Genomic DNA, 24,341 nt, shown 5'->3' with positions numbered 1-24,341 from the left:
GATTCCGGCCTCGCCTAACGACGAAGCGGCCACCCACGCCTTCGTCATCCTAGGGCGGAGCCGCCGCGAAGCGGCGCGCGCAGACCCTAGGATCCATGCCGCGACTTCGGCCGAAGCGCGCAAACAGTCGAGAATAAGCGCCACTCGGAGCGGTGCGCAGGGAGCCATTTTCAGCACCGCTTCGGAGCGGGAAGGTAACGGCATGGATCCTAGGGTCTGCGCCGCGTCGCTTCGCTCCTTGCTGCGCCCTAGGATGACGAAGGCGTGGTTGGGCGCTCCCTTTACGCACGCCGCTTCGCGGCTGCTCCGCCCTAGGATGACGAAAGAAACGATTGCCGGGGCGAAAGTACCCGGCCTCCGCTTCGCTCTGGCCACCCTCTCCCCGTTGGGGAGAGGAGGGCGCGTACCCGGCGAGGCCTTCTAGATGGACTCGTTTCGCGACAAAATCGTTCCGGTGACCTCGATCCTCCTGGGCGTCGTCGTCGTCTGGTACGTCATGGCTGTCATCCTCAACGCGCCGTTCCAGCGCGATCTCGACCGCCGCGCCAATCAGACACCGGGGGTTGTGGAATTCATCGGCAAGACGCTGGCACAGCCGAAGCCGACGCTGCCGGCGCCGCATCAGGTGGCGGTTAATTTTTTCGAAAACACCTTTCTGCGCAGCATTACCTCGAACCGCAGCCTTGTCTACAATGCCTGGGTGACGCTGTCGTCGACGCTGCTCGGCTTCGCCTTCGGCACGGCGCTCGGCATCGTCATCGCCGTCGGCATCGTGCATGTGGCGACGCTCGACCGCAGCCTGATGCCGTGGATCATCGCCTCGCAGACCATTCCGATCCTGGCGGTGGCGCCGATGATCATCGTCGTGCTGGCCGCGGTCGGCATCACCGGCCTGATCCCGAAGGCGCTGATCTCGACCTATCTGTCGTTCTTCCCGGTGGCGGTCGGCATGGTGAAGGGTCTTCGCTCGCCCGAGCTCACCCATCTCGACCTGATGCACACCTATAATGCCAGTCCCTCGCAGACCTTCTGGAAATTGCGGGTGCCGGCCTCGGTGCCGTTCCTGTTCACCTCGATGAAGGTGGCTGTCGCCGCCAGCCTGGTCGGCGCCATCGTCGGCGAGCTGCCTACCGGCGCCGTCGCCGGCATCGGCGCCAAACTGCTCGCCGGCGCCTATTACAGCCAGACGATCGACATCTGGTCGGCGCTGGTTGCCGGCTCGGTGGTGGCGGCCTTGCTGGTTATGCTGGTCGGCATTGCCGGGCGCCTGGTCGACCGCGCCATGGGCGGGAGGCCGGCATGAGCTCGCTCCTGAGCCTTTCCTCAATCACCCCTCGATCCTGGCAAGGGTATGCCGCGCTTGTCCTGCTTGTCGGCGCGCTGCTTCTTTGGCCGCTCGTCAGTGCTACGCCCGGTTACGGCATGGCGACTACGGTTTTGGTTTTCATTTTGCTGCTCGTGGCAATCGAGGCCGACAACTTTCCACCGATGATCGGGGTGGTGTTGCTGTTCCTTGGCGCGCACGGCGCGGCGTGGATGCTGCTCGCCGGCATAACCGGCAATGAGGGCAGCGCTCGCGGCTCCTTCTATCTGCTGCTCGCCGCGGCGTGGTTTTTGGCCTGGCGCTGCGTAACGGTCTTGTCGTCGTATCGCCCGACATCGCGCTGGGCGTCAACCGCCCTGCGCCTGATCATTCCGGCCATCTTCGGCGCCTGGATCCTGATCATCTGGGAAGCGGTGACGCGTGGTGCCGGCATTCCCTTCATCCTGTTGCCGCCGCCAAGCGCCATCGGTGCGCGCATCGTCGGCTCGCTGCCGGTGCTGGGGGCCGATGTCAGGCAGACCATCTTCAAGGCGGTCATCTTCGGCTATGTGGTGGGGAGCAGCGCCGGCTTCCTCGTTGCCATCGCCGCCGACCGCGTGCCGTTCCTGCGGCGCGGGCTTTTGCCGATCGGCAATATGGTGTCGGCGCTGCCGATCATCGGCGTCGCGCCGATCATGGTCATGTGGTTCGGCTTCGACTGGCAGTCGAAGGCAGCAGTGGTCATCATCATGACCTTCTTCCCGATGCTGGTGAACACCGTCGCCGGGCTTGCCGCCTCCGGCCATATGGAGCGCGACCTGATGCGCACCTATGCCTCGAGCTACTGGCAGACGCTGTTCAAGCTGCGGCTGCCGGCGGCGGCACCCTTCATCTTCAATGCGTTGAAGATCAATTCGACGCTGGCGCTGATCGGCGCCATCGTCGCCGAGTTCTTCGGCACGCCGGTGGTCGGCATGGGGTTCCGCATTTCGACGGAAGTCGGGCGGATGAACATCGACATGGTGTGGGCCGAAATCGCAGTTGCAGCACTTGCGGGTTCGGTCTTTTATGGCGTGGTCGCTCTTTTCGAGAGAGCAATCACGTTTTGGCATCCCTCTGTCCGTGGTGGATAGGGGCGGTGGGTTTAGGGCGCTAACTTCAGAGGGTAAAAACATGAAAAGACTTGTTGTTTCGATGCTGGCCGGCGCGATGTCGCTTGCCGCGTTCCAGGCGATGGCCGCGGACAAGGTGACGCTGCAGCTGAAATGGGTCACCCAGGCACAGTTCGCCGGCTATTATGTCGCCAAGGCCAAGGGCTTCTATGACGCCGAGGGGCTCGACGTCGACATCAAGCCCGGCGGCCCGGACATCGCACCGGAGCAGGTCATTGCCGGCGGCGGCGCTGACGTCATCGTCGACTGGATGGGCGGCGCGCTGGCTGCGCGCGAAAAGGGCGTGCCGCTGGTCAACATCGCCCAGCCGTTCAAGAAGGCCGGCATGGAGCTGGTCTGCCCGAAGGACGGCCCGATCAAGACGGAAGCCGACTTCAAGGGCCATACGCTGGGTGTCTGGTTCTTCGGCAACGAATATCCGTTCTACGCCTGGATGAACAAGCTTGGCTTGAAGACCGACGGCGGGCCTGACGGCGTCACCGTGCTCAAGCAGAGCTTCGACGTGCAGCCGCTGATCCAGAAGCAGGCGGATTGCATTTCCGTCATGACCTACAACGAATACTGGCAGCTCATCGACGCCGGCTACAAGCCGGAAGAGCTGACCGTCTTCAACTATTCCGCCATGGGCAACGATCTGCTCGAAGACGGCCTCTATGCCCTGGAGGACAAGCTCAAGGATCCGGCCTTCGAGGACAAGATGGTGCGTTTCGTCCGCGCTTCGATGAAGGGTTGGAAATACGCCGTCGATAATTCCGAGGAGGCGGCCGGCATCGTCATGGACAATGGCGGCCAGGACGAGAACCACCAGAAGCGCATGATGGGCGAAGTCGCCAAGCTGATCGACAATGCCGATGGCAAGCTCGATCCGGCGACCTACGAGCGCACCGCCAAGGCGCTGCTCGACCAGAAGATCATCAGCAAGGAGCCTACCGGCGCCTACACGACGGCGATCACCGACAAGGCCATCAAATAGAGCTATCAAGCAGGCTCTGTTGGAAGACGAAAGGGGCGGGCGACCGCCCCTTTTTAGTGGGATGTAAAATGAACGTTACCGGCGGAAACTTCCGCTCGCAGAATCGTTGTGCCAGTGCATCCGCCTCAAGGGTGTCACAACGGAGGTTTCCATGCGCATCCAGTCCTTCACGCCGATACTTTCGGCGCTGGCCATTTCTGCAGCCATCTTCTCTGCTTCACCGGCCCTGGCCGAAACTATAAAGATGACGGCGACGCTCGATGGTGCTCAGCAGAACCCGCCCGTCACCACGAAGGGCAAGGGCACCGCCACGCTCAGGTTCAACACCGCTACCAAGAAACTCAGCTGGACGGTTAGATATTCCGGCCTCAGCGGGCCGGCGAAGGCCGCACACATTCACGGCCCGGCGGCAAAGGGTGAAAACGCCGACCCGGTGGTGCCGTTCGAAGGCAAGCTGAAGAGCCCGATCAAGGGTTCGGCGACATTGACCGATGCCCAGGCCACCGACCTGGAGGCGGGCAAATACTATGTCAACATCCACACCGCGGCCCACGCGGACGGTGAGATCCGCGGCCAAATCGAGAAGGCGATGTAGCGCCGGTCATTCTGCAGATAGAGGGGCGGGCGACCGCCCTTCTACCGGATCATGACTTTTCCCGTATCTGGGTCATTGTTCGCGTCGGCGTAATCGCCTCGGGGTCGAGCCTGATCTCGACCATTGACGGCTTGCCGCTGGCCCGCGCGCGCTCGAAGGCCGCCCCGAAGTCGGCGGTCTTTTCCACTGTCTCGCCATGGCCGCCGTAAGCGCGGGCAAGAGCGGCGAAATCCGGATTCTTCAAATCCGTGGCGACGACACGGCCGGGATATTCGCGCTCCTGATGCATGCGGATGGTGCCGTAGATGCCGTTGTTGACGACGATGACGATGATCGGCAGCCCGTATTGCACGGCGGTGGCGAATTCCTGGCCGTTCATCAGGAAACAGCCGTCGCCGGCGAAGGCGATCACGTCGCGGTCGGGGAAAAGCTGCTTGGCGGCGACCGCCGCCGGCGTGCCGTAGCCCATTGAGCCTGACGTGGGCGCGGCTTGCGTGCCGAAACGCCGGAAGCGATGGTAACGATGCACCCAGGTGGCGTAGTTGCCGGCGCCATTGGTGAGGATGGCGTCGTCCGGCAGCATCGTTTCGAGATAATTCATGATCGGCCCCATCTGGACGGCGCCGGGGCCGCTTTCCGGTGGCGTCGACCAGTCGAGATAGGCGGCGTGCAGCTTCGCTGCGTCCGCCGCCCACACCGGCGTTGCCGCCGGCTTGCGTTTGGCAAAGGCTTCGACGAAAGCGGCAGGCGAGGCATTGATCGCCAGCGCCGGCCGGTAGACGCGGCCGAGCTCGCCGGCGTCGGCATGGATATGGACCAGCGTCTGGTCGGGGTAGGGGCTCTTCAGCAGCGTGTAGTCGGATGACGGCATCTCGCCCATGCGGCCGCCGATCAGCAGCACAAGGTCGGCCTGCTTGATGGCGGTTGCTACCTTGGGATTGATGCCGATGCCGACATCGCCGGCATAGTTCGGGTGGAGATGGTCGAACAGCATCTGACGGCGGAAGGAGCAGCCGACCGGTAGCGACCAGGCTTCGGCTATCGTCCGCATCCGTGCAACGGCCTGCGCATCCCAGCGCGTACCGCCAAGGATGACGAATGGCCGCTTTGCCTTGTTGAGCAGCTCGTCCAGCGCGTCGAGCTCGGCTTCGCCAGGCCGCGTCTCGACAGGGGTGTAATGCCGGGCTTCCGGTGCCTCGGCGAGGCTGGTCAGCATGTCCTCGGGCAGCGAGATGACGACCGGGCCCGGACGGCCGGACGTCGCCACCGCAAATGCCCGTGTGACGAATTCGGGGATGCGCGCGGCGTCGTCGATCTCGACCACCCATTTGGCGATATCGCCGAAGAACCTGACGTAGTCGACCTCCTGGAAGGCCTCGCGCCCCTTGGCGTGGCTGGCGACCTGGCCGATGAACAGGATGAGGGGGACTGAATCCTGCATCGCGATGTGGATGCCGGCCGAAGCATTGGTGGCGCCCGGGCCGCGGGTGACGAAGCAGATGCCGGGCCTGCCAGTCAGGCGGCCATGGCAGTCGGCCATCATTGCGGCACCGCCCTCCTGGCGGCAGACGATGGTGCTGATCGGTGAATCATGCAGCGCGTCGAGCACCGCCAGATAGGATTCGCCAGGTACGCAATAGATACGGTCCGTTCCGTTGGCTTCGAGCGCATCGACGATGAGTTGTCCGCCGGTCTTCATTTTCCTGACCTCTCCAGTTCGGCAAGGATTTCTTCGGTGTGTTCGCCGAGACGCGGCGACGGGCACTCATAGACCAGCGGCGTGCCGGACATGACCATCGGCGCGCGCACCGAGGGCAAGAGATTGCCATGGCCGTCATCGAGGTCGAGCCGCATGCCGCGCGCGATGGTCTGCGGGTCGGCAAACATCTGGCCGATGTTGTTGATCGGGCTGGCCGGCACTCCGGCTGTCTCGAGCCTGGCCAGCAGCGGGTCGCGATCGAAGGCTTTCAGCGCCTCGATCATGTGCTCGCGCAGCTTTGCCCGGTTGGCGACGCGGGCGGGATTGGTGGCGAAGTCAGGGTTCGACGCCAGCTCGTCGAGGCCGACGGCAGCGCAGAACTTTGCGAACTGGCCGTCATTGCCCACCGCCAGGATGATGTGGCCATTCTTCACCGGCACCACTTCGTAGGGCGCGATGTTCATATGCGCATTGCCCATCTGCACCGGCGATTGTCCGGAGACGAGATAGTTGAGGTTCTGGTTGCCGAGCGTCGAGATCTGGGTGTCGTAGAGCGCCATGTCGATATGCTGGCCTTCGCCGGTCTTCTCGGCATGGCGAAGGGCCGCCTGGATGGCAATGACCGAATAAAGCCCGGTGAAAACATCTGAAATAGCCACGCCCGCCTTCTGCGGTTCGCGGCCGGCTTCGCCGGTGATCGACATCATGCCGGCCATGGCCTGGATGATGAAATCATAACCGGCGCGCGGCGCATACGGTCCCGACTGGCCAAAACCGGTGATCGAGCAATAGATCAGCCGTGGGTTGATTTCCCTCAGGCTGTCATAGTCGAGGCCGTATTTCTTAAGCCCGCCGACTTTGAAGTTTTCGATCAGCACATCCGATGTCGCGACCAGCCGGCGCACCGTCTCGGCGCCCTCGGGCGTCGAGAAGTCGATGGCGATGGAGCGCTTGCCGCGGTTGCAGGAATGGTAATAAGCGGCCGAAAGGTTCTCGCCATCATGGCCGATGACGAAGGGCGGTCCCCATTTGCGGGTGTCGTCGCCGCCGTCCGGGCTCTCGACCTTGATCACGTCGGCGCCGAGGTCGGCAAGCAACTGCCCGGCCCATGGCCCGGCAAGGATGCGTGCGAGTTCGATGACGCGGATGCCTTTGAGCGGAGGCTCAGTCATGGATCACCATGGTTGGTCGAAAGCGCAGGCTTAGATCTTTTTTGTGCATGTCGTTATCCCAAAACCGCTGCGCACCCTCGGGTCGAGCCCAAGGGCATGCTTTGGGCGACATCCCACTATCAATCCCGGGTGCCGCTGTCACTGGCCTTGCGATGGGCCAACTATCACGGCGCCATCAGCACACGGTCGGCCCAGGCGGCAAAATCCTCCATGATCATGTCTCGATTGATCTCGTTCAGGCTTTCGTGGCGGGTTTCGGCGTAAACCTTTGAAACGAGATTCGAAAAACCCATCATGTGCATCCGGCCGGCAAGATGGCTGACCGCCTTACCGCCATCCGAGGCCGGATCCTGCTCGCCTCCGACCAGATTGACGAACAGGTCGCGCCGCACGCCGGAAAAATTGCGGTCGCTGCCGCAATGCAGCGTCATCTTGACGATGTCCTGCCACATCGACACCGATGCGTCCCAGCCGCAGAGCGGGTCGGCGATGTATTTCTCGACTTCAACGGCATCGCGCGACAACCAGTCGAACGGCGTCCGGCGATTGGGCACCGCCTTGCCCCAGGCCCGGAATGTCAGCCGGGGCAGCATGCGCGACGGCACGTCTGAGCCAAGCCGGAACTTTTCCCAACCAAGCATGGCCAGCGCGATTTGGCCGAGCAGTCCGGCCGAGAAATTGCCGTTCCAGATCGCGGCGGCATGGATGCGCGCCGAGTGGCGGAGGACAAAGTTCAGCGCGACCGACGCGCCCAAGGAATGGCCGAAGACGATGACCGGCAGGCCAGGCCTTTCCCTGGCGATCAGATCGTGGACGGCGGCGACATCGGCGATGACCTTGGCACCGCCATTCGCATCGGCGAACCTGCCAGGTGGCGCGTCGGGCGCCTTGGTGCCGCCGTGGCCACGGTGGTCGTGCGCGAAGACCTGGTAGCCGCGCGCGCCGAGGAAATCGGCGAAGCGGGCATAGCGCGCGGCGTGTTCGGCCAACCCGTGGTTGATCTGAACGATGGCGCGCGGTTGGCCGATGGCGTGTTTCACATAAAGGTTGAGCTCGGCGCCGGTCGGCGATCGAAGCACAAGCTGTTGGTCGAATGACATCGCCGCGTCGTCTCCAACGCCCCGACACGATACCGGACGCGAGTTTTGTTTGCGCCGGCGCCGGTTTTGCGTCAATCCGGCGTGACCGATTTGCGCGCTGACGTTTACCGCACGTTCGCAATTCTGACATGGTGGCATCGGCAGTCTGTTGCCGCAGTTTTTCAGCCGAGGGACCCTTATGCGGACAGGTTTTGTTTTCGGATTGGCGCTTGCGGCCGTGCTGCTTGCCGGCGCGGCGCGGGCCGATGTGAAGATGACCGGCGCTTTCGTCGCCGATACCGCCTGTCCGGCAACGCAGGCGATCAAGAGCGGCAAGAATCCCGGCAACATCTCGACCGCGGCTGGCCAGAGCTATGATCTCCTGGCCGGCAACAAGGACGCGCCCACGCACTATCTCATTCGCGTGCCGGGCGCCGATCCGGAGCGCCGCTGGGTCAAGACCGGCTGCGGCCACGTTTCGGGCGGCAGCGCATCGACGATGCCGGCTGCACCGGCGCCTGCCGATCCGAACAAGCCATCGGCGTCCGGAAAACCGGAATATGTCTTCGCGCTGAGCTGGCAGCCGGCTTTCTGTGAGACCAAATCCAGCAAGGCCGAATGCCGGGCGCAGACCGCCGCCGGTTTCGATGCGACCCACTTCACCTTGCATGGGTTGTGGCCGCAGCCGAATGGAAATTTCTATTGCCAGGTCGCGGCAGGCGACAAGGCGAACGACGATCCGGCGCACTGGCGGGATTTGCCGCCGGTCACGCTGGACCCGAATACGCGGTCGGAACTCGACCAGGTGATGCCGGGCACCGCATCCGCCCTCGAAAGGCATGAATGGATCAAGCACGGCACCTGCTACGGCAAGAGCCAGCAGGAGTATTTCTCCGACGCCTTGAACCTGATGCGCGCGGTGAACGCTTCGCCGGTGCGCGATCTCTTCACCAAGAACATCGGCAAGCAGCTCACGTCCGATCAGATTGCCAGCACCTTCGACAGTGCCTTCGGCAAAGGCGCGGGCGACCGGGTCCGCGTATCCTGCGTGGTCGATCCCTCGAGCGGCAGGCGGCTGATCGGCGAGCTGACGCTCGGCCTGGCCGGCCCGATCGCCTCGAACGCCTCGCTCGGTGCCCTGCTGCTTGCCTCGGCACCGACAACCAAGGCCGGCTGCCCGAAGGGCACGGTCGATGCCGTCGGGTTCCAGTAGACAGGCCGAACGCAACTGTCGCTTTGCACCGGGGATGGTATGATCCCTGGGCATCATTCGTAGGGGGTGGCGATGAGTGGCATGACGAGCGGCGCGCCGGCGCGGCTGGCGTTCTGGGCCAAGGGCATGACGGCGATCCGCGACGGCCATATGGAGTGGCCGGGCTTTTCCTACACCGAAGTGGAGTGGGTGCGCATGACCACGCTTGCCAAACCCGTCGGCGGCGGCACCTACCAATTGTTCACGCTGGTCAACGCGGCGATCTTCATCGCCATTGCTGCGCTCGGGATCTTCGGTGTCTTCCTGCCGCTGGCGGCGCTGCTGTTCCCGGTGCCGGCCGAAACCAGTGCGCTCAAGTTTTCGCTGCTCCTGGCGGCATGCGCCTTCCTGATCATCGGCATCGGCCTGCCGATTTCGCTGAGTCTTTCGACCGCACTGGTGGCGCCGAAGTCGCTACGTGCCGCGCTCGTCGCCGTGCCCGGCGACCAGGCGCTTGCCGCAAAAGTGTCATGGCAGATCAACCGGATCACGCTCGTGCTCTGCGGCCTGCTGATGCCGGGCATCCTTCTGTTCATTGCCTACGACATCGATGCCGGTCCGATTATTACCGCGTTGAAATGGCTGGCGATCGCGCTGATGGCGATTTCGGTTGCGATCGGCGGATGGCAGCGGCGCAAACGATCCTGATTGAGCCAATCGGAGGCCAGGGTAGCGTTACGCGCCGGCGCTGCGCTCCGGCCTGGTCCATGTGTTGCGGCCGTCTGCTTCGTTGCCGCCCGGTTCGCCGACAACGCGATCGCGTCCGGTCGATTTGGCCTTGTAGAGACGCTGGTCGGCGAGCGCAAAGAGATCGGCAAGGCAACGGGTCGTCTCGCTGACTGTCGAGATGCCGGCGCTGACGGTGATGTCGAACCGGCTGGTGCTTGCGGACGTCTTGACCGCTTGCCTGACGGTTTCGCCCAGCAGTCTGGCGAGCGGCTGCGGACGCCAGCCGAGGATGGCGAATTCCTCGCCGCCGATCCTGAACAATTGATCTTCGGTCCCGACAAGTTCGCCAAGCAAAATCGCCAGGGCTTTCAGCACCTTGTCGCCCTCGGCATGGCCGAAGCGGTCGTTGATCGATTTGAAGTGGTCGACATCGATGATCAGCAGGCTGAGCGGCCTGGCGGTTCGCAGGCTGGTTGCAACGGCGGCCTCGCCATCGCTGTCGAAGCGCCCCCTGTGCAGCAGGCCGGTGAGGCCGTCGCGACCGACATGCTCGACCAGCGCTTCATAGCGCTCGCGATAGGTCAGCGTGTCGAAAATGTCGGAAAGCCCGCGCGGCGCCGGCACCTGCCGCGCCTCGAACCACCTGATATAGGCGACCAGCATAGTGCTGTAGACCAGGGCCGCTGCCATCTTGGCGAACCAGCCGCCAAAGAACACCGCCACCGGCGCACCGGTGACGAAATGCAGCGCCGTGAAAAAGCCTGCCTGGTCGAAGGTGAGCACGCAGGCGACGGAGACCAGGATGCGGGTGAAAAGCGCCTTGCGCAGATATTTGCCGAGCTTTTCATAGAGCAGGATGATCAGGATGGCGTCGATGAACAGCAGCGTCGTGCCCCACACCATCAGCCAGCCCATCTCGTCGATGAAGCCGATGTCGGGAAGCTTGCCGCTGGGCAGGGCGGCAATATCGTGCAGGCGCAGGATCAGCACGAGGCCGATCATCAGGGCATTGCCGAGCAGCAGGCCGTAGATGGGCTGCCGGACGGTTGCCGCGTCCTCCTTGATGTAGAGCAGGAGCAGCATGACCAGCTTGCCGGAAAACAGCACGGCCGAACCCGGCGATACCATGCCGAACGGCAGCGCGACGTAGAAGACGCTGGCGAGGTAGGTTTCCAGGAAATGCATGACGCCAAGAGCGCAGACAAAGACGCCGAGGCCGATGCGGCCCCTGAACCGGAAAAGCGTGACCATGATGCCGAAATAGAGAACCGCTTCGGCAAAAAGCAGGAAACTGTTCAGCACGGCCCGATCTCTCTCCCCGAAATCGCGGCTGCCAGCGATTTCCCATCCAACACTGTTTTGACGCGGAATGGTTAATGGGAGCTTTCGCAAGGGCGCCGGCACGAAATGAAGCGGCTAAGCGTTTGCGGGTGCGACCAAATCCGCTTGGGGCCAAAACTGTTTGCCGTTCGGGGCCGCATCGCTTACATAGCCCCCAACTTCCATTCAATCCGACATCAGTCGACTTTTCAGGGAAAGCGCGCGTGGCACGCCAGTTCATCTATCACATGGCCGGCCTCAACAAGGCCTACGGCACCAAGAAGGTGCTCGAGAACATTCATCTGTCCTTCTACCCGGACGCCAAGATCGGCATCCTCGGTCCCAACGGCGCCGGCAAGTCGACGATCCTCAAGATCATGGCCGGCATCGACAAGGAGTGGAGCGGCGAGGCCTGGCTGGCCGAGGGTGCTACCGTCGGTTACCTGGCGCAGGAGCCGGCGCTCGATCCGAACAAGAACGTGTTCGAAAACGTCATGGAAGGCGTCGCCGCCAAGACCGCAATCATCGAGCGCTACAACGAATTGATGATGAACTATTCCGACGAGACGGCGGACGAGTCGGCCAAGCTGCAGGACGAGATGGACCGGCTCAACCTCTGGGATCTCGAACAGCAGGTCGAGATGGCGATGGAGGCACTCGGCTGTCCGCCCAAGGAGGCCGATGTCACCAAGCTGTCGGGCGGCGAACGCCGTCGTGTCGCGCTCTGCCAGCTCTTGCTGCGCCAGCCCGACCTTCTGCTGCTCGACGAGCCGACCAACCATCTCGACGCCGAGACGACGGCGTGGCTGGAAAAGCATCTGCGCGCCTATCCGGGCGCGGTAATGATCATCACCCACGATCGCTACTTCCTCGACAATGTCACCGGCTGGATCCTCGAGCTCGATCGCGGCCGCGGTATCCCGTACGAAGGCAACTACACCAAATATCTCGAAGCCAAGGCCAAGCGGCTCAAGCAGGAAGGCCGTGAGGACGACGCGCGCCAGCGGGCGATCGGCCGCGAGCGCGAGTGGATCCAGTCGAGCCCGAAAGCCCGGCAGACCAAGTCGAAAGCCCGTATCCAGGCGTTCCAGGACCTGCTGGATGCCGCCGACAAGCGGCGTCCGAGCGACACGCAGATCGTCATTCCGCATGGCGAGCGGCTCGGTAATGTGGTGATCGAGGTCGAGGGCCTGTCGAAGGGCTTTGGCGACACGCTTTTGATCGACGATCTTGAATTCAAGCTGCCGCCGGGCGGCATCGTCGGCGTAATCGGCCCGAACGGCGCCGGCAAGACGACGCTGTTCCGCATGATCACCGGCCAGGAAAAGCCGGACGCCGGCACCATCCGCGTCGGCGAGACGGTCAAGCTCGGTTATGTCGATCAGAGCCGCGACGCACTCGACCCGACCAAGACCGTCTGGGAAGAGATCTCGGGCGGCGCCGAAGTGGTCAAGCTCGGCAAGTTCGAAGCCAACACCCGCGCCTATTGCGCATCGTTCAATTTCCGCGGCGGCGACCAGCAGCAGAAGGTCGGCAACCTATCCGGCGGCCAGCGCAACCGCGTGCATCTGGCCAAGATGCTGAAGACCGGCGGCAACGTGCTGCTGCTCGACGAACCGACGAACGATCTCGATACCGAAACGCTGGCCGCACTTGAAGACGCGCTCGAGAGCTTCGCCGGCTGCGCCGTCATCATCTCGCACGATCGCATGTTCCTCGATCGTCTGGCGACGCACATCCTCGCCTTCGAGGGCGACAGCCACGTCGAATGGTTCGAAGGCAATTTCGAGGATTACGAGCAGGACAAGATCCGCCGGCTTGGTCCGGATGCGGTCAACCCGCACAGGATGACGTATAAGCGGCTGACGCGGTAAGACATTTACAGGGCGGCGAATTCTCAAATGATCTGAGGAACCAAGATGGCCGATTGGTCCGCCGCCTTCTACCTGAAATTCGAGGATGAGCGCACCCGGCCGGCGCGCGATCTGGTCGCGCAGGTGCCGGTGCACGCACCGCGCCGGGTTGTCGACATCGGCTGCGGGCCGGGTAATTCGACCGAATTGCTGGTCGAGCGCTGGCCGCAGGCGCAGATCAGCGGCTTCGATACCTCGCCCGACATGATCGAGAAGGCGAAGGCCGGCCTGCCCGGCGTCACCTTTGCCTTGGCGAATGCGGCGACGTGGCAGCCGAACGAACCCGTCGACGTGATCTTCGCCAATGCGGTGTTTCAATGGCTGCCGGAGCATCCGGCGGTCTTCCAGCGGCTGATGGGATTTTTGGCGCCCGGCGGCGCGCTTGCCGTGCAGATGCCGGACAATATGGGCGAGCCATCGCACCGGCTGATGCGGGAGACCGCGGCCGAGATGCCGTTTGCCGAAAAGCTCGGCGACGCTGCCCGCGCGCCGCTGCCGCCGGTCGCGTTCTATTACGACCTTTTGTCGCCATTCGCGGATCGGCTCGATATCTGGCACACGATCTACAACCATCCGCTGACCGATGCCGAGGCGATCGTCGAATGGGTGAAGTCGACCGGGCTGAAGCCGTTCCTCGATCCGCTCGATCAAGACGAGCGACAACTTTTCCTGAAGCGCTACACGGACAGGATCAGCGAAGCCTATCCGAAAATGGCAAGCGGCAAGGTGTTGCTGCGCTTTCCCCGTGTCTTCATCGTGGCGCGGCGTTCTGCCTAGAAACTCTTAGCTACACTCAAAAACAGCCAGCAGCGGATGCTTGACCGGCTTTCGCCGTCATGCGCATCTCGCTGGGGCAGGGATAACGGCCCCTCATGGGCCATGGGGGGTGGATGATGACACTGAAAAAGCTCATTTTCGGCGGCAGCATTTGTGCGGCCGCTGTGCTTGCCTTTTCGATATCGGCGCAGGCCAAGCGAGCGCGCTGCTTCACCAGCGACGACGGCTATTTCTCCTGCAGCTATCGGGCGCTGGACGATACCGGCAGCTTTCGCATCTCGGCGCCGGGCTATCCGACTTATGTCCTGGAGATCGACGGGCCGGGTTTTGCCTATGGCTATGTCAATCTCGGCCGCCGCAACGTGCCGCTGCCCGGGCAATTCGTGCGCAGCAACGATGACGGTGCCTGCTGGAACAACCCGCAGACCAATACCAAGCTCTGCGCCTGGTAAAGACCTTCCAGGGACTTGATTTAAGCCGGCATAAACTGGCTAGGTGCAAAAGAGGTTGCGCCGAGCTTATTGCGGCGTCGACATGAAGCCGCAACGCCTGCGCACGGGACGAACTGGAAATGCATCGCGTCATCATCAGCGGCATCGGCGTTGAAATCCCCGAAGCTTCGATCACCAATGAGGAGCTCGTCGCCAGCTTCAACAGCTGGGTGGACATGGAGAACGTCCGCCGCGAGGTGTCGGGCGAGCCGCTCCTGCAGAAATCGGACAGTGCCTTCATCGTCCATGCCTCGGGCGTCCAGACCCGCCATGTCATCGAACGGGAGGGCATCCTCGACCCGACCCGCATGGCGCCGCGCTTCCCGGCCCGGCCCGACGATGCGCTGTCGCTGGAGGCCGAGTTCGGCATCGCCTCGGCCGGCAAGGCGCTCGATCATGCCGGGCTGAAGCCCGGGGATATCGACCTGGTGATCTGCTCGGCCTCGCACCATCAGCGGCCCTATCCGGCTATCGCCATCGAAATGCAGCAGGCGCTGGGCACGAAAGGCGCCGGCTTCGACATGGGGCTTGGCTGCTCTTCGGCGGCGGCCGCATTGCACATTGCGGTCAATCTGGTGCGGGCAGGGGCGCACAAACGCGTGCTGGTGACGACGCCGGAGATCATCACCGGCCATCTCAATTTTCGCGACCGGCAGACGCATTTCATCTTCGGCGACGCTTCCGTGTCGATGATCGTCGAAGGGCTCGCCCAGGGCGAGAAGCGGCCGGGGCGCTTCGAGGTGCTCGACACGCGCGCCTGGACGCAGATGTCGAACAGCATCCGCACCAATCTCGGTTATTATACCCGCGCCACCCAGGACGATCCGTACATGATCGATCTGGAAGGCAATCTGATCAAGCAGATCGGCAACAAGGTGTTCAAGGAAGTCACCGTCGCCGGCCACAAGTTCATCGTCGAATTCCTGGCCGAGCACGGGCTGACGCCGCAAGCGATCCGGCGCTTCTGGCTGCATCAGGCCAATGCGCGGATGAACGCCATGATCCTGAAACTGTCGTTCGGCCATGACGTCGACCATGACCGCGCGCCGATGGTGCTGGAGCGCCTCGGCAACACCGCCGCCGCCGGTGCCATCATCGCCTTGTCGGAGAACCATGCCGATATGAAGGCCGGCGACTACGGCCTGCTCTGCGCCTTCGGCGCCGGCTACTCGATCGGTGGCGCGCTGTTGCGCATGCTTTAGATTTTTGTTTTATGCATGTCGGTGTCCCAAAACCGCTGCACACTTTCGGGCGACATGCATTAGCTCGGCGCGAACGGCACCAGCATCGGAACGCGCCTGGCATAGTCGTCGTAAGCGCTACCCAGTTCGCCGCGCAGAAAACGCTCCTCCAGCCTTGCCTTCATGACGATACCGGCGGTGAGAAGGGCGGCACCGGCAACGCCCCAGACGGTGCCTTTCGCCGCCATGGTGGCGAGGATCGCCAGAAGCAGGCCGGTATAGATCGGGTGCCGCACCAGCCGGTAGGGACCGGTGTCGATGACGCGGTGCTCGGCCTTGGCGGTGACCGTGCCCGACCACAGGCGGCCGAGATGCAGCCGCGCCCACCAGGCAAATGCCAGGCCGGCGGCAATCAGCGCGACGCAGATCCACGCTTCGGCAAGGTTCGGCGTCCAAAGCCTCAGCGGGCCGGCATAACCGTGCGCCGGGATGAAGAGCAGGATCGTGCCGACCACCAGCACCGCCCGGTAGGGCAGTTCGGCCTCGAAGCCGGCGCGTTTTTCGGCCCGGTCGGCCCAGAAGGCGGCCGCGGCCCATGAGACAACCCAGAGCAGCCAGAGCTGCGCGATTGCCGATGCGGGATGCATGATAACCTCCGCGGGCTTAACCTGACCGATATTATCAACCGATGCAGCGCGGCAGCAATGCGGCACGCTTTTGCATGGGGCTGATTCAACCAGGAAGCTGGTGGTGCCGACCCGTATCAGCCGTCTTGATTGGAGCATCAACGCTTTCGACTGGACCCTATGAATCGACTTCGGCTAACTGCATCCGGTCGCTAGGAATGAAACCAATGCCGGATCTGTTTCCCGCAACCGAAAATCCGGTCGAGATCGTGCCGGCGCGAAAACTCGCCGCCAGGGTGGCGGCGCTCTATCTCGCACCATTCGATCGTTTTGAGACACGAGCGGTGGATGCGCTGCAACTCGGTTTCGACGGCATCGAGGGCGATTTCCACGCCGGCACGACGCGGCGCTCCGGCGGGCGGGAACCCTGGTATCCGCGCGGCACCGAGATGCGCAACGAGCGGCAATTGTCGATCGTCGCGGCGGACGAACTGGCAATCGTTGCCGAACGGATGGGCATTACCGAGATCAAGCCGGAATGGATCGGCACCAATCTCCTGATCGAAGGCCTGCCGCGCCTCTCCATGCTGCCGTCTGGCACGCTGCTGTTCTTCAAAGGCGGCGCTGCCGTCAAGATCGACGCGCAGAATGGGCCTTGCCGCATCGCAGGGCGATCCGTCGCCGAAAATGCCGGGATGGCCGATCATGACGGCGGCGCGCTGCTGTTCCCGAAGGCGGCGAAGCGCTTGCGCGGGCTCGTAGCCTGGGTCGAGAAGCCCGGCACGATCACGGCCGGCGAGGAGATATCGGTGCGCGTGCCGGAGCAGTGGATTTACCGGGCCTAGTTGTTTTCCAGGCAAGGCGACTTTGCCGGTCACGGCGTATTTTGTTCTTGCTTTGTGCCGGCAGCTATGCTATTAATTTCAGTATGGTGCTGATTCGCACCGACGACCCGCCCACCGAGGCGGGTTTTTTGTTTTGAGGTTTCGAAGGTTCCGATGTTGCCGACGTGAGGTTGGCGGGACAGCGCCCCTCTCTGTCCTGCCGGACATCTCCCCCACTTGGGGGGAGATTGGCCGTCACGTCTCGATTTCGCTAATCACAACGGTGAAGAGCGCAGAACTCGACGCGTGTGCTTGCCATCCTCTACGCCTCATCCTCATCGTCGAGCAAACGGGTGGCGCGCCAGCGGGTCAGCACGATGTTGGTTTGCTCGATGACGAAGAACCGCGCGGAATCGCGGTCATAGCCTTCGGCGAGCAGTTTTTCGTAGTCGGTGTGGGCGTGGCGAATATGCGCAATCGTCGCCAGCCACACGGCAATGCTCGGCGGCAAGCTCTTCATGTGCACGGCGCCGGCATCTGCACGGATCTTTTCCATGTCGGCATAAGGCGCCAGCGGCAGAAGCGCTGTCAGCGCCTTGGCGATGGCGCGGCGGCGGCCTGTCGGGGCGCTCACCGCTCATCCGACCTGGACGACTCGTCCCGCCCAGCCATGGTCGCCGCGGCGAAGGCATCGGTCGAGGCGAAATAGGGCTTGATGTCGATGACCGGCGTGCCGTCGAGCACGTCGATGGCGTCAAGCTCGACGCGGCCGGTGTTGATGTCGACGGCAACCAGCCTGGCGACATGCAGCCCAATTGGGTTCGGCCGGGCAGGGGAGCGCAGCGAAAAGACGCCTTTCGGCTCCGTGGCATGGCGGGGTTTCTGGACAATCAGTTGCCGCGGTGCATGGTGCAGCCAGGACAGGACGATGACGTGGCTGGCGCGTTCCAGCCCAAGCAGGCCATCCCGATAGAGCGGATCGATCACGAGAGCCGCCGGCTGTCCCGTCTCCCGCGCTGCCTTCATGTTCTTGGGGCAGGTCTCCCGCGTGACCCAAGGCGAAGCGATGCGGCCGATGAAGACGACATGGCCATCCGGCGGCATCGTTGCCGGGTCGGTTTCCAGAAGCTTTTCGCCGCTGCGCGTTTCGAACATGGGTCTCGCCTCGATCATCCTTGCGGCCTTGCGCGGTCCGCCACGCATGCGTCATTTTCTTGTCCGGAAGCGACATAGCGCTTGCAAGCCTATCAAAACCGACATAAACATATGTTTATATCTTTTCAAAGAGAATGCTCGCATGCATGTCGCTCTCGACACGATGGTAGATACATTGAAGGCGGCTGCCGAATCCAGCCGGCTGCGTATATTGGCGCTGCTGTCGCGCGGCGATCTGACCGTGTCCGATCTCACCGAAATCCTCGGCCAGTCGCAGCCGCGCGTCTCGCGCCATTTGAAATTGCTGCTGGAAGCCGGGCTGATCGGCCGCTACCAGGAGGGCTCGTGGGCCTTCTTCCGGCTGTCGGATTCCGACTCCTCGCGCGATTTCGTGCTCAGGCTGGTCTCCGGCATCCGCGGCGCCGATCCGCAGGTCGAGCGTGATCTCGAACGGCTGGCCGCGGTCAAGCGCAAGCGGCAGGACCGGGCTGCCGAATATTTCTCGGTAAACGCCGCAAGCTGGGACCATATCCGCTCGCTGCATGTGCCGGATCGCGCCGTCGAAGCAGCACTCGTCAAGCTCGTCGGCAAGCGGCCGTTCCAGTCGATGCTCGATCTCGGCACCGGCACCGGGCGGTTGCTCGAGATCTTTTCGCCGCTCTATCGGCGCGGTATCGGCATCGACATGTCGCGCGAGATGCTGACGGTGGCGCGCGCCAATCTCGACAAGGCCGGCGTTTCGAATGCGCAGGTGCGCCAGGGCGACATTTTTGCGCCGCCGGTCGAACGCGACGCCTTCGACCTCGTCACCATCCATCAGGTGCTGCATTATCTCGACGATCCTGCCCGCGCCATCCGCGAGGCGGCGCGTCTGTTGCGCCCGGCCGGCCGGCTGGTGATCGTCGATTTCGCGCCGCACACGCTGGAGTTCTTGCGCGAGGAGCACGCGCATATGCGCCTCGGCTTTTCCGACCGGCAAATTGGCGACTGGTTTTCCGAGGCCGGCCTAGACCTCGAGGACAGCCAGGAATTCGAGCCGCGCGGCGGCAACGAGGCCAAGCTCACCGTCAAACTCTGGCTCGGCCGCGATCGGCGCATGCTGATTGCCGAGCCTTCCAACGACAGACAACCGGCCAATGCGTATCCGATAGGGGAAACAGCCTGATGAACCAGTTCCGCTTCTCCCGCCGCCCCGACATCGGCGACAAGGTCAGGGTTTCATTCGAGTTCTTTCCGCCGAAAAACGATGAGATGGAAGCAAGGCTGTGGGACACGGTCACCCGGCTGGAGCCGCTCAAGCCGAAATTCGTCTCCGTCACCTACGGCGCCGGTGGTTCGACCCGCGAGCGCACGGCCCGCACCGTCAAGCGTATCCTTAATGAAACGACGCTGACGCCGGCGGCGCACATGACTTGCGTCGATGCGGCGCGTCACGAGGTCGATGCGGTGATCCGGGAATTCGCCGACATGGGCGTCAAGCGTTTCGTAGCACTCCGCGGTGATCCGGCCGAGGGCGTCGGCGCGGCCTACCGGCCGCATCCGGAAGGCTATGCCAATGGCGCCGAACTGGTCGACGCGCTGAAGGGCGCCGGCGATTTCGACATATCGGTCTCGGCCTATCCGGAAAAACATCCGGAAAGCCCGGATTTCGCCACCGACTTCGACATGCTGAAGCGCAAGGCGGACAACGGAGCGACGCGGGCGATCACCCAGTTCTTCTTCGACAACGACCTTTATGAACGCTATGTCGAGCGGGCACGGCGGGCCGGCATCTACATACCGATCGTGCCTGGCATATTGCCGGTGCACAATTTCACGCAGGTCGCCAACTTCTCGGCGCGTTGCGGCGCCTTGGTGCCGGCATGGCTGGCCGAGCGCTTCGATGGGCTGCAGAACGACCCGCAAACGCATGCGCTGGTGGCGTCTGCCGTGGCCGCCGAGCAGGTGCTGGACCTTGTCGAGCGCGGCGTCGGCGATTTCCACTTCTACACGATGAACCGGGCCGATCTGGTCTTTGCCATCTGCCACATGATCGGCATCAGGTCGCACGAAGTCGAGGCGGCTGGATCCGCCGCGGCGTAAAGCGGCAAAGCCCCTTTTTGAAATGTCAAAGATCGGGGGAATGCAAAAGGCCGGGCAAAATGCCCGGCCTTTTCAATGGTTTGGAGTATTCGGTGCTGGTCTTCCCCCGCTCAGCGGCCTTATGGAAGGACGCCCATAATGAGGGCGCCGATGAATGCAAACGCAGCACAAATCATCAATGCGTTGATCGGCCTCGTCAGTCCCATGTCATAGCCTCCTCTTAAAGAGCTATGGCGAGAGTCTAGGGTCATTTGTGCCACAGGCAAGGAGAAACTTTGCTGCAATGCGACGAGATTGTGGAATTTGCGACCTGCCGTTTGCCGTTAGGCATTGAAACTCTTTGTCAAAAGCCGGCTCGGGACCTGTGAATAAATTGTGGCAAAGCCGGGGCAGTAACAAGAATGGCAGCGCTACCGCGGCAGAAATCGGAAATTGATTTTCGGCCGACCGGAGATTCGAAGCCAACCAGCAGCGCGTTGTGAGGATAGCGCGGACTTGAATATGCTGCCAATTGGCAGTATATTGTCTGCCAAGTGATGGAGGTTGGAATGAGTGTCGCGGTTCGCGATCCTGCAAATCAGGCGTTGCCGGCAAATCTGGCGGATGGCTCGGCACGGGCGCGGCTCACGCCAGCGGCTGTTGTCGGCATCGTCAGGCTCGCAGACATCTGGCATCTGACCAGCACCGAGATCTGCACCTTGATCGGAGACATATCGGAGAGAACCTGGTTCCGCATGAAGAAAGGCGAGTGGGAGGGCGTTCTCTCCCAGGATTCCCTGACACGCATCAGCGCCCTGATCGGCATCTTCAAGGGACTGCGGCTTCTGTTTTCCGAAGGGCTTGCCGATGAATGGGTGCGGTTGCCGAACAAAGGGCCTCTTTATGGTGGCCGGCGCCCCCTGGACGTGATGATCGAGGGCGGCATTCCGAAGCTGCTGCAGGTTCGCCAACACATCGACGCTTTGCGCGGTGGACTTTGAATGCAGATCCCGCCACGCGCTGACATTTCCCAGCGCGACACGATCCGGCTCATTTCGACAGGCAGGCTCAAGGAACCGGTCCTGATGCCGTTGGCCAGCAATCATGGAGATTTGGAGGACCTTGCGGAGCTCGAAGGAGCCACCAGCGGCCGCCTTCAGGCGCAGCAAGGGGGATTGCCCGACCTCGATCCGCGCGAACTGGTGTTCGGGAGGCCGGGCTACACCTTCATCAATGCGGCGTTCGCTTACACCCGTCCGGGCGGCAATCGTTTCAACGATGATGCCAGGGGCGCCTGGTACTGTGCGTTCGATGCGGAAACCGCGATCGGCGAGGTCTCGTTTCATCTGACGCGCGAGCTTGCCGCGATCGAACGGTTCGAAAACGTCACCGACTATGCGGAGCTCGTTGCCGGCTTCATTGGCTCATTTCACGATCTGCGCGGCGCTGAGTTCAGCAGGGACCCGGTGCTCGATCCGGATACTGCCTTAGCCTATCCTGCCGGTCAGGCGTTGGCGAAGCAACTCCGCAAGCAAGACGCCGCGACCGGTTTTGTTTATCCTTCCGTGAGAGATGTTGGCGGGACCTGCCTTGTCGCCTTCCATCCCGATCTCGTTCAGAATCTCCGGCAAGGCGGTATCTGGCGTCTGGAATGGCAGGGTTCATCTGTTCCCGCGATCACGCCCATATAGCGCCATCTTTAACGCCGCCCGAACAAGCGACCGTCGATGGTGACGAGGCCAAGCGCAATCAGCGCCATGCCGCCCAATTCGAACAGTTCGAGCCGCTCGCCCAGGAACAGGAAGCCGAGCAGGATGGCACTGGCCGGCACGATGAGCGTGACTAGCGAGGCGTTGGTGGCGCCGGCCGATGCGACGAGGTTGAAATAGAGGATATAGGCGAAGGCGGTCGACAGCAGCGCCAGCCCCAGCACCGCCGCCCACACCGGCGGCGAGGCCGAAAACAGATTGGCAGGGCCATGGCTAAGCAGCACGACGGGAACCATGATGATGGTCGAGCAAGTCAATTGGCCGGTGGCAATGACCGGTGACGGCACACCCTTGAAGCGGCGGGCAATCATCAGCGCAACCGCATAGGATACCGACGCTCCGATGAGCGCGAATTTCGCCCAGACCGGGCCGCCGAGCCCGGCGACGAGGCCGGGACCGATCATCACCGCCGTTCCCGCGATACCGAGGGCGATGCCGGCAAGCTTGTTCCACGACAGCTTTTCATCGCTGGTCAGGGCGTTGGCGAGGATCAGCGTCCAGAACGGCGTCGTCGAATTGAGCACCGAGGCGACGCCGGCGCCAAGCTCGGTCTGGCCGGCAAAGATCAGCGAGAAAGGGATGACATTGTTGGCGAGCGCCAGCAGGAAGAACAGGCCGGCATGCGGCAAAGCGAGGCGAAAGGATGGGCCGCGAACCGCAAGATAGAGCTGAAGTGCCGCCGCCGCGATGGTGACGCGGAACAGCACCAGCACCAGCGGAGGAAGTTCCGCCACCGCAATGCGGGCAAAGAAGAACGAACCGCCCCAGATGGCGCCGAGCAGCAGAAGCTGCGCCCAGTCCTTGAGCACCATCGGCCCGCGCATCGTGGTGGTGGCAGCTATCGCCATTGGTCGTCCTCCCAGACGAGATGCCTTGCTCTTCAGGCGTCTGTTCACGCCATACCCGATCCGGCCGCAAGGGCCACCCGAAACCTGAGCGATGGCCTAGCTCGCCCATAACCGGCGTACAGAAAGGCGTAGCGCCGCGAAGCCGGGGCGGCGAGACATAGAATTGTTTTCATTAGCCGCTAGCTTGGATTAATTGTGCGCAGCCTCAGTCAAGGGATTCGTCCATGCAGCGATTCGAAAATGCCCGCGAGGCAGCGCTGGCGCTGCGCCCGGACGATCCGATCTATTGCTTCCGCCCGCAGGTGCTGAAGGCGGATGCCAAACAGTTCATGGGCATGTTTCCCGGCAAGACCGCCTATGCGGTCAAGACCAATGGCGAGCAGATCGTGCTCAACGCACTGGTCGAGGCCGGCGTCAGCGCCTTCGATGTGGCCTCGCCCGGCGAATTCGCTGCCGTGCGCGCCGTCTCGCCGGACGCCGAGATGCTCTACATGCACCCGGTCAAGGCGCAGTCGGACATCAGGCTGGCGCTGGAAAAGTACGCCATTCGCGTCATTTCGCTCGACCATGAGGACGAAATCACCAAGCTGACCAGGGTGGTGCGGGCGCTCGACATCGATCCGGGCGCGATCACCGTGTTCGTGCGCATCCAGACGAAAGGCTCGGCGGCCTACGAACTGTCGAAGAAGTTCGGCGCCGGACCGGCCAATGCGGTGGAACTCGCCGAACGGCTGAACCGGACCGGCTACAAGGTCGGGTTATGCTTTCACGTCGGCAGCCAGATCGAGGATCCCGACACCTATGAGCGGGCGCTGGCCTCCGCCGACTGGGTGCGCAACCGCGTCGGTTTCGACATTGCCGGGCTCGATGTCGGCGGCGGCTTCCCCGCCGAATATGGCCATGACCCGAACAGCCGCAAACCGGAAATGCCGTCGCTCGGCCAGATCATGTCGCGGCTGTCGGGCGACCTCCAGGAGTACCAATTCGACCAGATGCCGTTGGTGGCCGAGCCCGGCCGGGTGATCGTGGCGCGCTGCCTGTCGCTGATCGTGCGCGTGCTGCTGCGCAAGGGCAAAAGGCTCTACATCAATGACGGCATCTGGGCGTCGCTGTCGGATTCATGGACCGGCAAGATCACGCTGCCGGCACGCTTCATCCCCGATCCGGCGATCCGCTCGCGCAATGGCGAGGACAAGACCATCGTGCCGTTCAAGGTCTGCGGCGCGACTTGCGATTCCGTCGACATATTGTCGCGGCCGTTCTGGCTGCCCGAGACCGTCGATACCGGCGATTGGATCGAGATCGGCCATATCGGCGCCTATTCGCTGTCGCTCCGGACACGGTTCAACGGCTTCTATCCCGATACCTTCGTCGAGGTGGCAACGCCATTCGACGAAGGCGATGCGCCGCAGGGGTTTGCCAGCCTGGAGACGATGGCGGATTAGTTGATGGTGAATGGTGA

General features: G+C 62.9%; 24 protein-coding genes. 16 read left to right on the top strand and 8 right to left on the bottom strand.

Annotated features, from left to right (window positions below):
* The first annotated feature begins 424 nt into the window (after positions 1–424).
* The 4 genes from NKI95_RS11785 to NKI95_RS11770 all read left to right on the top strand — a co-directional run bounded on the left by NKI95_RS11785 (position 425) and on the right by NKI95_RS11770 (position 4,043).
* Positions 425–1,303 carry an ABC transporter permease gene (locus NKI95_RS11785; protein WP_352716876.1) on the top strand — a complete coding sequence of 293 codons (879 nt, stop codon included), beginning with the start codon at positions 425–427 and terminating at the stop codon, positions 1,301–1,303.
* Positions 1,300–2,436 carry an ABC transporter permease gene (locus NKI95_RS11780; protein WP_352716874.1) on the top strand — a complete coding sequence of 379 codons (1,137 nt, stop codon included), beginning with the start codon at positions 1,300–1,302 and terminating at the stop codon, positions 2,434–2,436. The genes NKI95_RS11785 and NKI95_RS11780 overlap by 4 nt, the downstream gene beginning before the upstream one ends.
* A 40-nt stretch (positions 2,437–2,476) precedes the next feature.
* A complete protein-coding gene (locus tag NKI95_RS11775; RefSeq protein ID WP_292663691.1) occupies positions 2,477–3,448 on the top strand; it encodes an ABC transporter substrate-binding protein in 972 nt (323 codons plus the stop codon).
* Positions 3,449–3,599: 151 nt separating this feature from the next.
* Entirely contained in the window at positions 3,600–4,043 is a 444-nt protein-coding gene (locus NKI95_RS11770) for a CHRD domain-containing protein (RefSeq protein ID WP_352716873.1), read from the top strand.
* A 49-nt stretch (positions 4,044–4,092) separates the two neighbouring features.
* On the opposite strand, the gene NKI95_RS11765 is transcribed toward NKI95_RS11770, so the two are convergent.
* The 3 genes from NKI95_RS11765 to NKI95_RS11755 form a co-directional block, all read right to left on the bottom strand.
* Positions 4,093–5,742, bottom strand: a complete 1,650-nt coding sequence (locus tag NKI95_RS11765) for a thiamine pyrophosphate-binding protein (RefSeq protein WP_352716871.1) — start codon at positions 5,740–5,742, stop codon at positions 4,093–4,095.
* Positions 5,739–6,914 carry a CaiB/BaiF CoA transferase family protein gene (locus NKI95_RS11760; RefSeq protein ID WP_352716869.1) on the bottom strand — a complete coding sequence of 392 codons (1,176 nt, stop codon included), beginning with the start codon at positions 6,912–6,914 and terminating at the stop codon, positions 5,739–5,741. The genes NKI95_RS11765 and NKI95_RS11760 overlap by 4 nt, the downstream gene beginning before the upstream one ends.
* 164 nt (positions 6,915–7,078) lie before the next feature.
* Entirely contained in the window at positions 7,079–8,014 is a 936-nt protein-coding gene (locus tag NKI95_RS11755) for an alpha/beta fold hydrolase (protein WP_352716867.1), read from the bottom strand.
* A gap of 178 nt (positions 8,015–8,192) precedes the next feature.
* On the opposite strand from NKI95_RS11755, the gene NKI95_RS11750 reads away from it, so the two are divergent.
* Positions 8,193–9,206 (top strand): ribonuclease T2 family protein, encoded by a 1,014-nt coding sequence (locus tag NKI95_RS11750; RefSeq protein WP_352716865.1) that lies wholly within the window; start codon positions 8,193–8,195, stop codon positions 9,204–9,206.
* Positions 9,207–9,278: 72 nt separating this feature from the next.
* Entirely contained in the window at positions 9,279–9,893 is a 615-nt protein-coding gene (locus tag NKI95_RS11745) for a hypothetical protein (protein WP_352716864.1), read from the top strand.
* Between the two features lie 27 nt (positions 9,894–9,920).
* Here NKI95_RS11745 and NKI95_RS11740 read toward each other — a convergent pair whose 3' ends face one another.
* Complete coding sequence (locus tag NKI95_RS11740) at positions 9,921–11,216, bottom strand: GGDEF domain-containing protein (protein ID WP_352716862.1); 1,296 nt, start codon at positions 11,214–11,216, stop codon at positions 9,921–9,923.
* Positions 11,217–11,458: 242 nt separating this feature from the next.
* On the opposite strand from NKI95_RS11740, the gene ettA reads away from it, so the two are divergent.
* The 4 genes from ettA to NKI95_RS11720 all read left to right on the top strand — a co-directional run bounded on the left by ettA (position 11,459) and on the right by NKI95_RS11720 (position 15,617).
* Entirely contained in the window at positions 11,459–13,108 is a 1,650-nt protein-coding gene (ettA, locus tag NKI95_RS11735; protein ID WP_292659428.1) for an energy-dependent translational throttle protein EttA, read from the top strand.
* A gap of 45 nt (positions 13,109–13,153) precedes the next feature.
* A complete protein-coding gene (gene tam / locus NKI95_RS11730) occupies positions 13,154–13,924 on the top strand; it encodes a trans-aconitate 2-methyltransferase (RefSeq protein ID WP_352716860.1) in 771 nt (256 codons plus the stop codon).
* Positions 13,925–14,037: 113 nt separating this feature from the next.
* Positions 14,038–14,376, top strand: a complete 339-nt coding sequence (locus tag NKI95_RS11725) for a hypothetical protein (RefSeq protein ID WP_352716859.1) — start codon at positions 14,038–14,040, stop codon at positions 14,374–14,376.
* A gap of 119 nt (positions 14,377–14,495) precedes the next feature.
* The gene (locus NKI95_RS11720) at positions 14,496–15,617 is read left to right on the top strand and encodes a beta-ketoacyl-ACP synthase III (RefSeq protein ID WP_352578734.1); all 1,122 of its coding nucleotides are present in this window, start codon (positions 14,496–14,498) and stop codon (positions 15,615–15,617) included.
* 59 nt (positions 15,618–15,676) lie between these two features.
* Here the strand turns inward: NKI95_RS11720 and NKI95_RS11715 are convergent, their stop codons facing one another.
* Positions 15,677–16,243: a methyltransferase family protein gene (locus NKI95_RS11715; protein ID WP_352716857.1), complete on the bottom strand. Its 567-nt coding sequence runs from the start codon at positions 16,241–16,243 to the stop codon at positions 15,677–15,679.
* Positions 16,244–16,449: 206 nt separating this feature from the next.
* On the opposite strand from NKI95_RS11715, the gene NKI95_RS11710 reads away from it, so the two are divergent.
* The gene (locus NKI95_RS11710) at positions 16,450–17,067 is read left to right on the top strand and encodes an MOSC domain-containing protein (protein WP_352716855.1); all 618 of its coding nucleotides are present in this window, start codon (positions 16,450–16,452) and stop codon (positions 17,065–17,067) included.
* Between the two features lie 301 nt (positions 17,068–17,368).
* On the opposite strand, the gene NKI95_RS11705 is transcribed toward NKI95_RS11710, so the two are convergent.
* Positions 17,369–17,680 carry a DUF2293 domain-containing protein gene (locus tag NKI95_RS11705; RefSeq protein WP_292659440.1) on the bottom strand — a complete coding sequence of 104 codons (312 nt, stop codon included), beginning with the start codon at positions 17,678–17,680 and terminating at the stop codon, positions 17,369–17,371.
* Positions 17,677–18,201 (bottom strand): tRNA (N6-threonylcarbamoyladenosine(37)-N6)-methyltransferase TrmO, encoded by a 525-nt coding sequence (tsaA, locus tag NKI95_RS11700; protein WP_352716853.1) that lies wholly within the window; start codon positions 18,199–18,201, stop codon positions 17,677–17,679. The genes NKI95_RS11705 and tsaA overlap by 4 nt, the downstream gene beginning before the upstream one ends.
* A gap of 142 nt (positions 18,202–18,343) precedes the next feature.
* On the opposite strand from tsaA, the gene NKI95_RS11695 reads away from it, so the two are divergent.
* The 4 genes from NKI95_RS11695 to NKI95_RS11680 all read left to right on the top strand — a co-directional run bounded on the left by NKI95_RS11695 (position 18,344) and on the right by NKI95_RS11680 (position 21,953).
* The gene (locus NKI95_RS11695; RefSeq protein ID WP_352716851.1) at positions 18,344–19,366 is read left to right on the top strand and encodes an ArsR/SmtB family transcription factor; all 1,023 of its coding nucleotides are present in this window, start codon (positions 18,344–18,346) and stop codon (positions 19,364–19,366) included.
* On the top strand, positions 19,366–20,283 hold the full coding sequence (gene metF, locus NKI95_RS11690) for a methylenetetrahydrofolate reductase [NAD(P)H] (RefSeq protein ID WP_023676795.1): 918 nt from the start codon (positions 19,366–19,368) through the stop codon (positions 20,281–20,283). Before NKI95_RS11695 ends, metF begins: the two co-directional genes overlap by 1 nt.
* Before the next feature lie 548 nt (positions 20,284–20,831).
* The gene (locus NKI95_RS11685; RefSeq protein ID WP_352716849.1) at positions 20,832–21,263 is read left to right on the top strand and encodes an antitoxin Xre/MbcA/ParS toxin-binding domain-containing protein; all 432 of its coding nucleotides are present in this window, start codon (positions 20,832–20,834) and stop codon (positions 21,261–21,263) included.
* The gene (locus NKI95_RS11680) at positions 21,264–21,953 is read left to right on the top strand and encodes an RES family NAD+ phosphorylase (protein ID WP_352716847.1); all 690 of its coding nucleotides are present in this window, start codon (positions 21,264–21,266) and stop codon (positions 21,951–21,953) included. It begins immediately after the preceding gene.
* Positions 21,954–21,961: 8 nt separating this feature from the next.
* Here NKI95_RS11680 and NKI95_RS11675 read toward each other — a convergent pair whose 3' ends face one another.
* Positions 21,962–22,879, bottom strand: a complete 918-nt coding sequence (locus NKI95_RS11675; protein ID WP_352716846.1) for a DMT family transporter — start codon at positions 22,877–22,879, stop codon at positions 21,962–21,964.
* A 224-nt stretch (positions 22,880–23,103) separates the two neighbouring features.
* Here NKI95_RS11675 and NKI95_RS11670 point away from each other — a divergent pair, with 224 nt between their 5' ends.
* A complete protein-coding gene (locus NKI95_RS11670) occupies positions 23,104–24,324 on the top strand; it encodes an alanine racemase (protein ID WP_023721223.1) in 1,221 nt (406 codons plus the stop codon).
* The last annotated feature ends 17 nt before the right edge of the window (positions 24,325–24,341 follow it).

Origin of the sequence: Mesorhizobium sp. M0306, assembly GCF_040321655.1 — a bacterium.
Lineage (GTDB): Bacteria > Pseudomonadota > Alphaproteobacteria > Rhizobiales > Rhizobiaceae > Mesorhizobium.
This window is presented reverse-complemented; position numbering and strand designations above follow the sequence as displayed.

What these genes read in the sequence shown, in the direction of transcription:
- NKI95_RS11785 (WP_352716876.1), top strand. Translation starts at nt 425, where the DNA reads ATGGACTCGTTTCGCGACAAAATCGTTCCGGTGACCTCGATCCTCCTG.
- NKI95_RS11780 (WP_352716874.1), top strand. Translation starts at nt 1,300, where the DNA reads ATGAGCTCGCTCCTGAGCCTTTCCTCAATCACCCCTCGATCCTGGCAA.
- NKI95_RS11775 (WP_292663691.1), top strand. Translation starts at nt 2,477, where the DNA reads ATGAAAAGACTTGTTGTTTCGATGCTGGCCGGCGCGATGTCGCTTGCC.
- NKI95_RS11770 (WP_352716873.1), top strand. Translation starts at nt 3,600, where the DNA reads ATGCGCATCCAGTCCTTCACGCCGATACTTTCGGCGCTGGCCATTTCT.
- NKI95_RS11765 (WP_352716871.1), bottom strand. Translation starts at nt 5,742, where the DNA reads ATGAAGACCGGCGGACAACTCATCGTCGATGCGCTCGAAGCCAACGGA.
- NKI95_RS11760 (WP_352716869.1), bottom strand. Translation starts at nt 6,914, where the DNA reads ATGACTGAGCCTCCGCTCAAAGGCATCCGCGTCATCGAACTCGCACGC.
- NKI95_RS11755 (WP_352716867.1), bottom strand. Translation starts at nt 8,014, where the DNA reads ATGTCATTCGACCAACAGCTTGTGCTTCGATCGCCGACCGGCGCCGAG.
- NKI95_RS11750 (WP_352716865.1), top strand. Translation starts at nt 8,193, where the DNA reads ATGCGGACAGGTTTTGTTTTCGGATTGGCGCTTGCGGCCGTGCTGCTT.
- NKI95_RS11745 (WP_352716864.1), top strand. Translation starts at nt 9,279, where the DNA reads ATGAGTGGCATGACGAGCGGCGCGCCGGCGCGGCTGGCGTTCTGGGCC.
- tam (WP_352716860.1), top strand. Translation starts at nt 13,154, where the DNA reads ATGGCCGATTGGTCCGCCGCCTTCTACCTGAAATTCGAGGATGAGCGC.
- NKI95_RS11725 (WP_352716859.1), top strand. Translation starts at nt 14,038, where the DNA reads ATGATGACACTGAAAAAGCTCATTTTCGGCGGCAGCATTTGTGCGGCC.
- NKI95_RS11720 (WP_352578734.1), top strand. Translation starts at nt 14,496, where the DNA reads ATGCATCGCGTCATCATCAGCGGCATCGGCGTTGAAATCCCCGAAGCT.
- NKI95_RS11715 (WP_352716857.1), bottom strand. Translation starts at nt 16,243, where the DNA reads ATGCATCCCGCATCGGCAATCGCGCAGCTCTGGCTGCTCTGGGTTGTC.
- NKI95_RS11710 (WP_352716855.1), top strand. Translation starts at nt 16,450, where the DNA reads ATGCCGGATCTGTTTCCCGCAACCGAAAATCCGGTCGAGATCGTGCCG.
- tsaA (WP_352716853.1), bottom strand. Translation starts at nt 18,201, where the DNA reads ATGTTCGAAACGCGCAGCGGCGAAAAGCTTCTGGAAACCGACCCGGCA.
- NKI95_RS11695 (WP_352716851.1), top strand. Translation starts at nt 18,344, where the DNA reads ATGCATGTCGCTCTCGACACGATGGTAGATACATTGAAGGCGGCTGCC.
- metF (WP_023676795.1), top strand. Translation starts at nt 19,366, where the DNA reads ATGAACCAGTTCCGCTTCTCCCGCCGCCCCGACATCGGCGACAAGGTC.
- NKI95_RS11685 (WP_352716849.1), top strand. Translation starts at nt 20,832, where the DNA reads ATGAGTGTCGCGGTTCGCGATCCTGCAAATCAGGCGTTGCCGGCAAAT.
- NKI95_RS11680 (WP_352716847.1), top strand. Translation starts at nt 21,264, where the DNA reads ATGCAGATCCCGCCACGCGCTGACATTTCCCAGCGCGACACGATCCGG.
- NKI95_RS11675 (WP_352716846.1), bottom strand. Translation starts at nt 22,879, where the DNA reads ATGGCGATAGCTGCCACCACCACGATGCGCGGGCCGATGGTGCTCAAG.
- NKI95_RS11670 (WP_023721223.1), top strand. Translation starts at nt 23,104, where the DNA reads ATGCAGCGATTCGAAAATGCCCGCGAGGCAGCGCTGGCGCTGCGCCCG.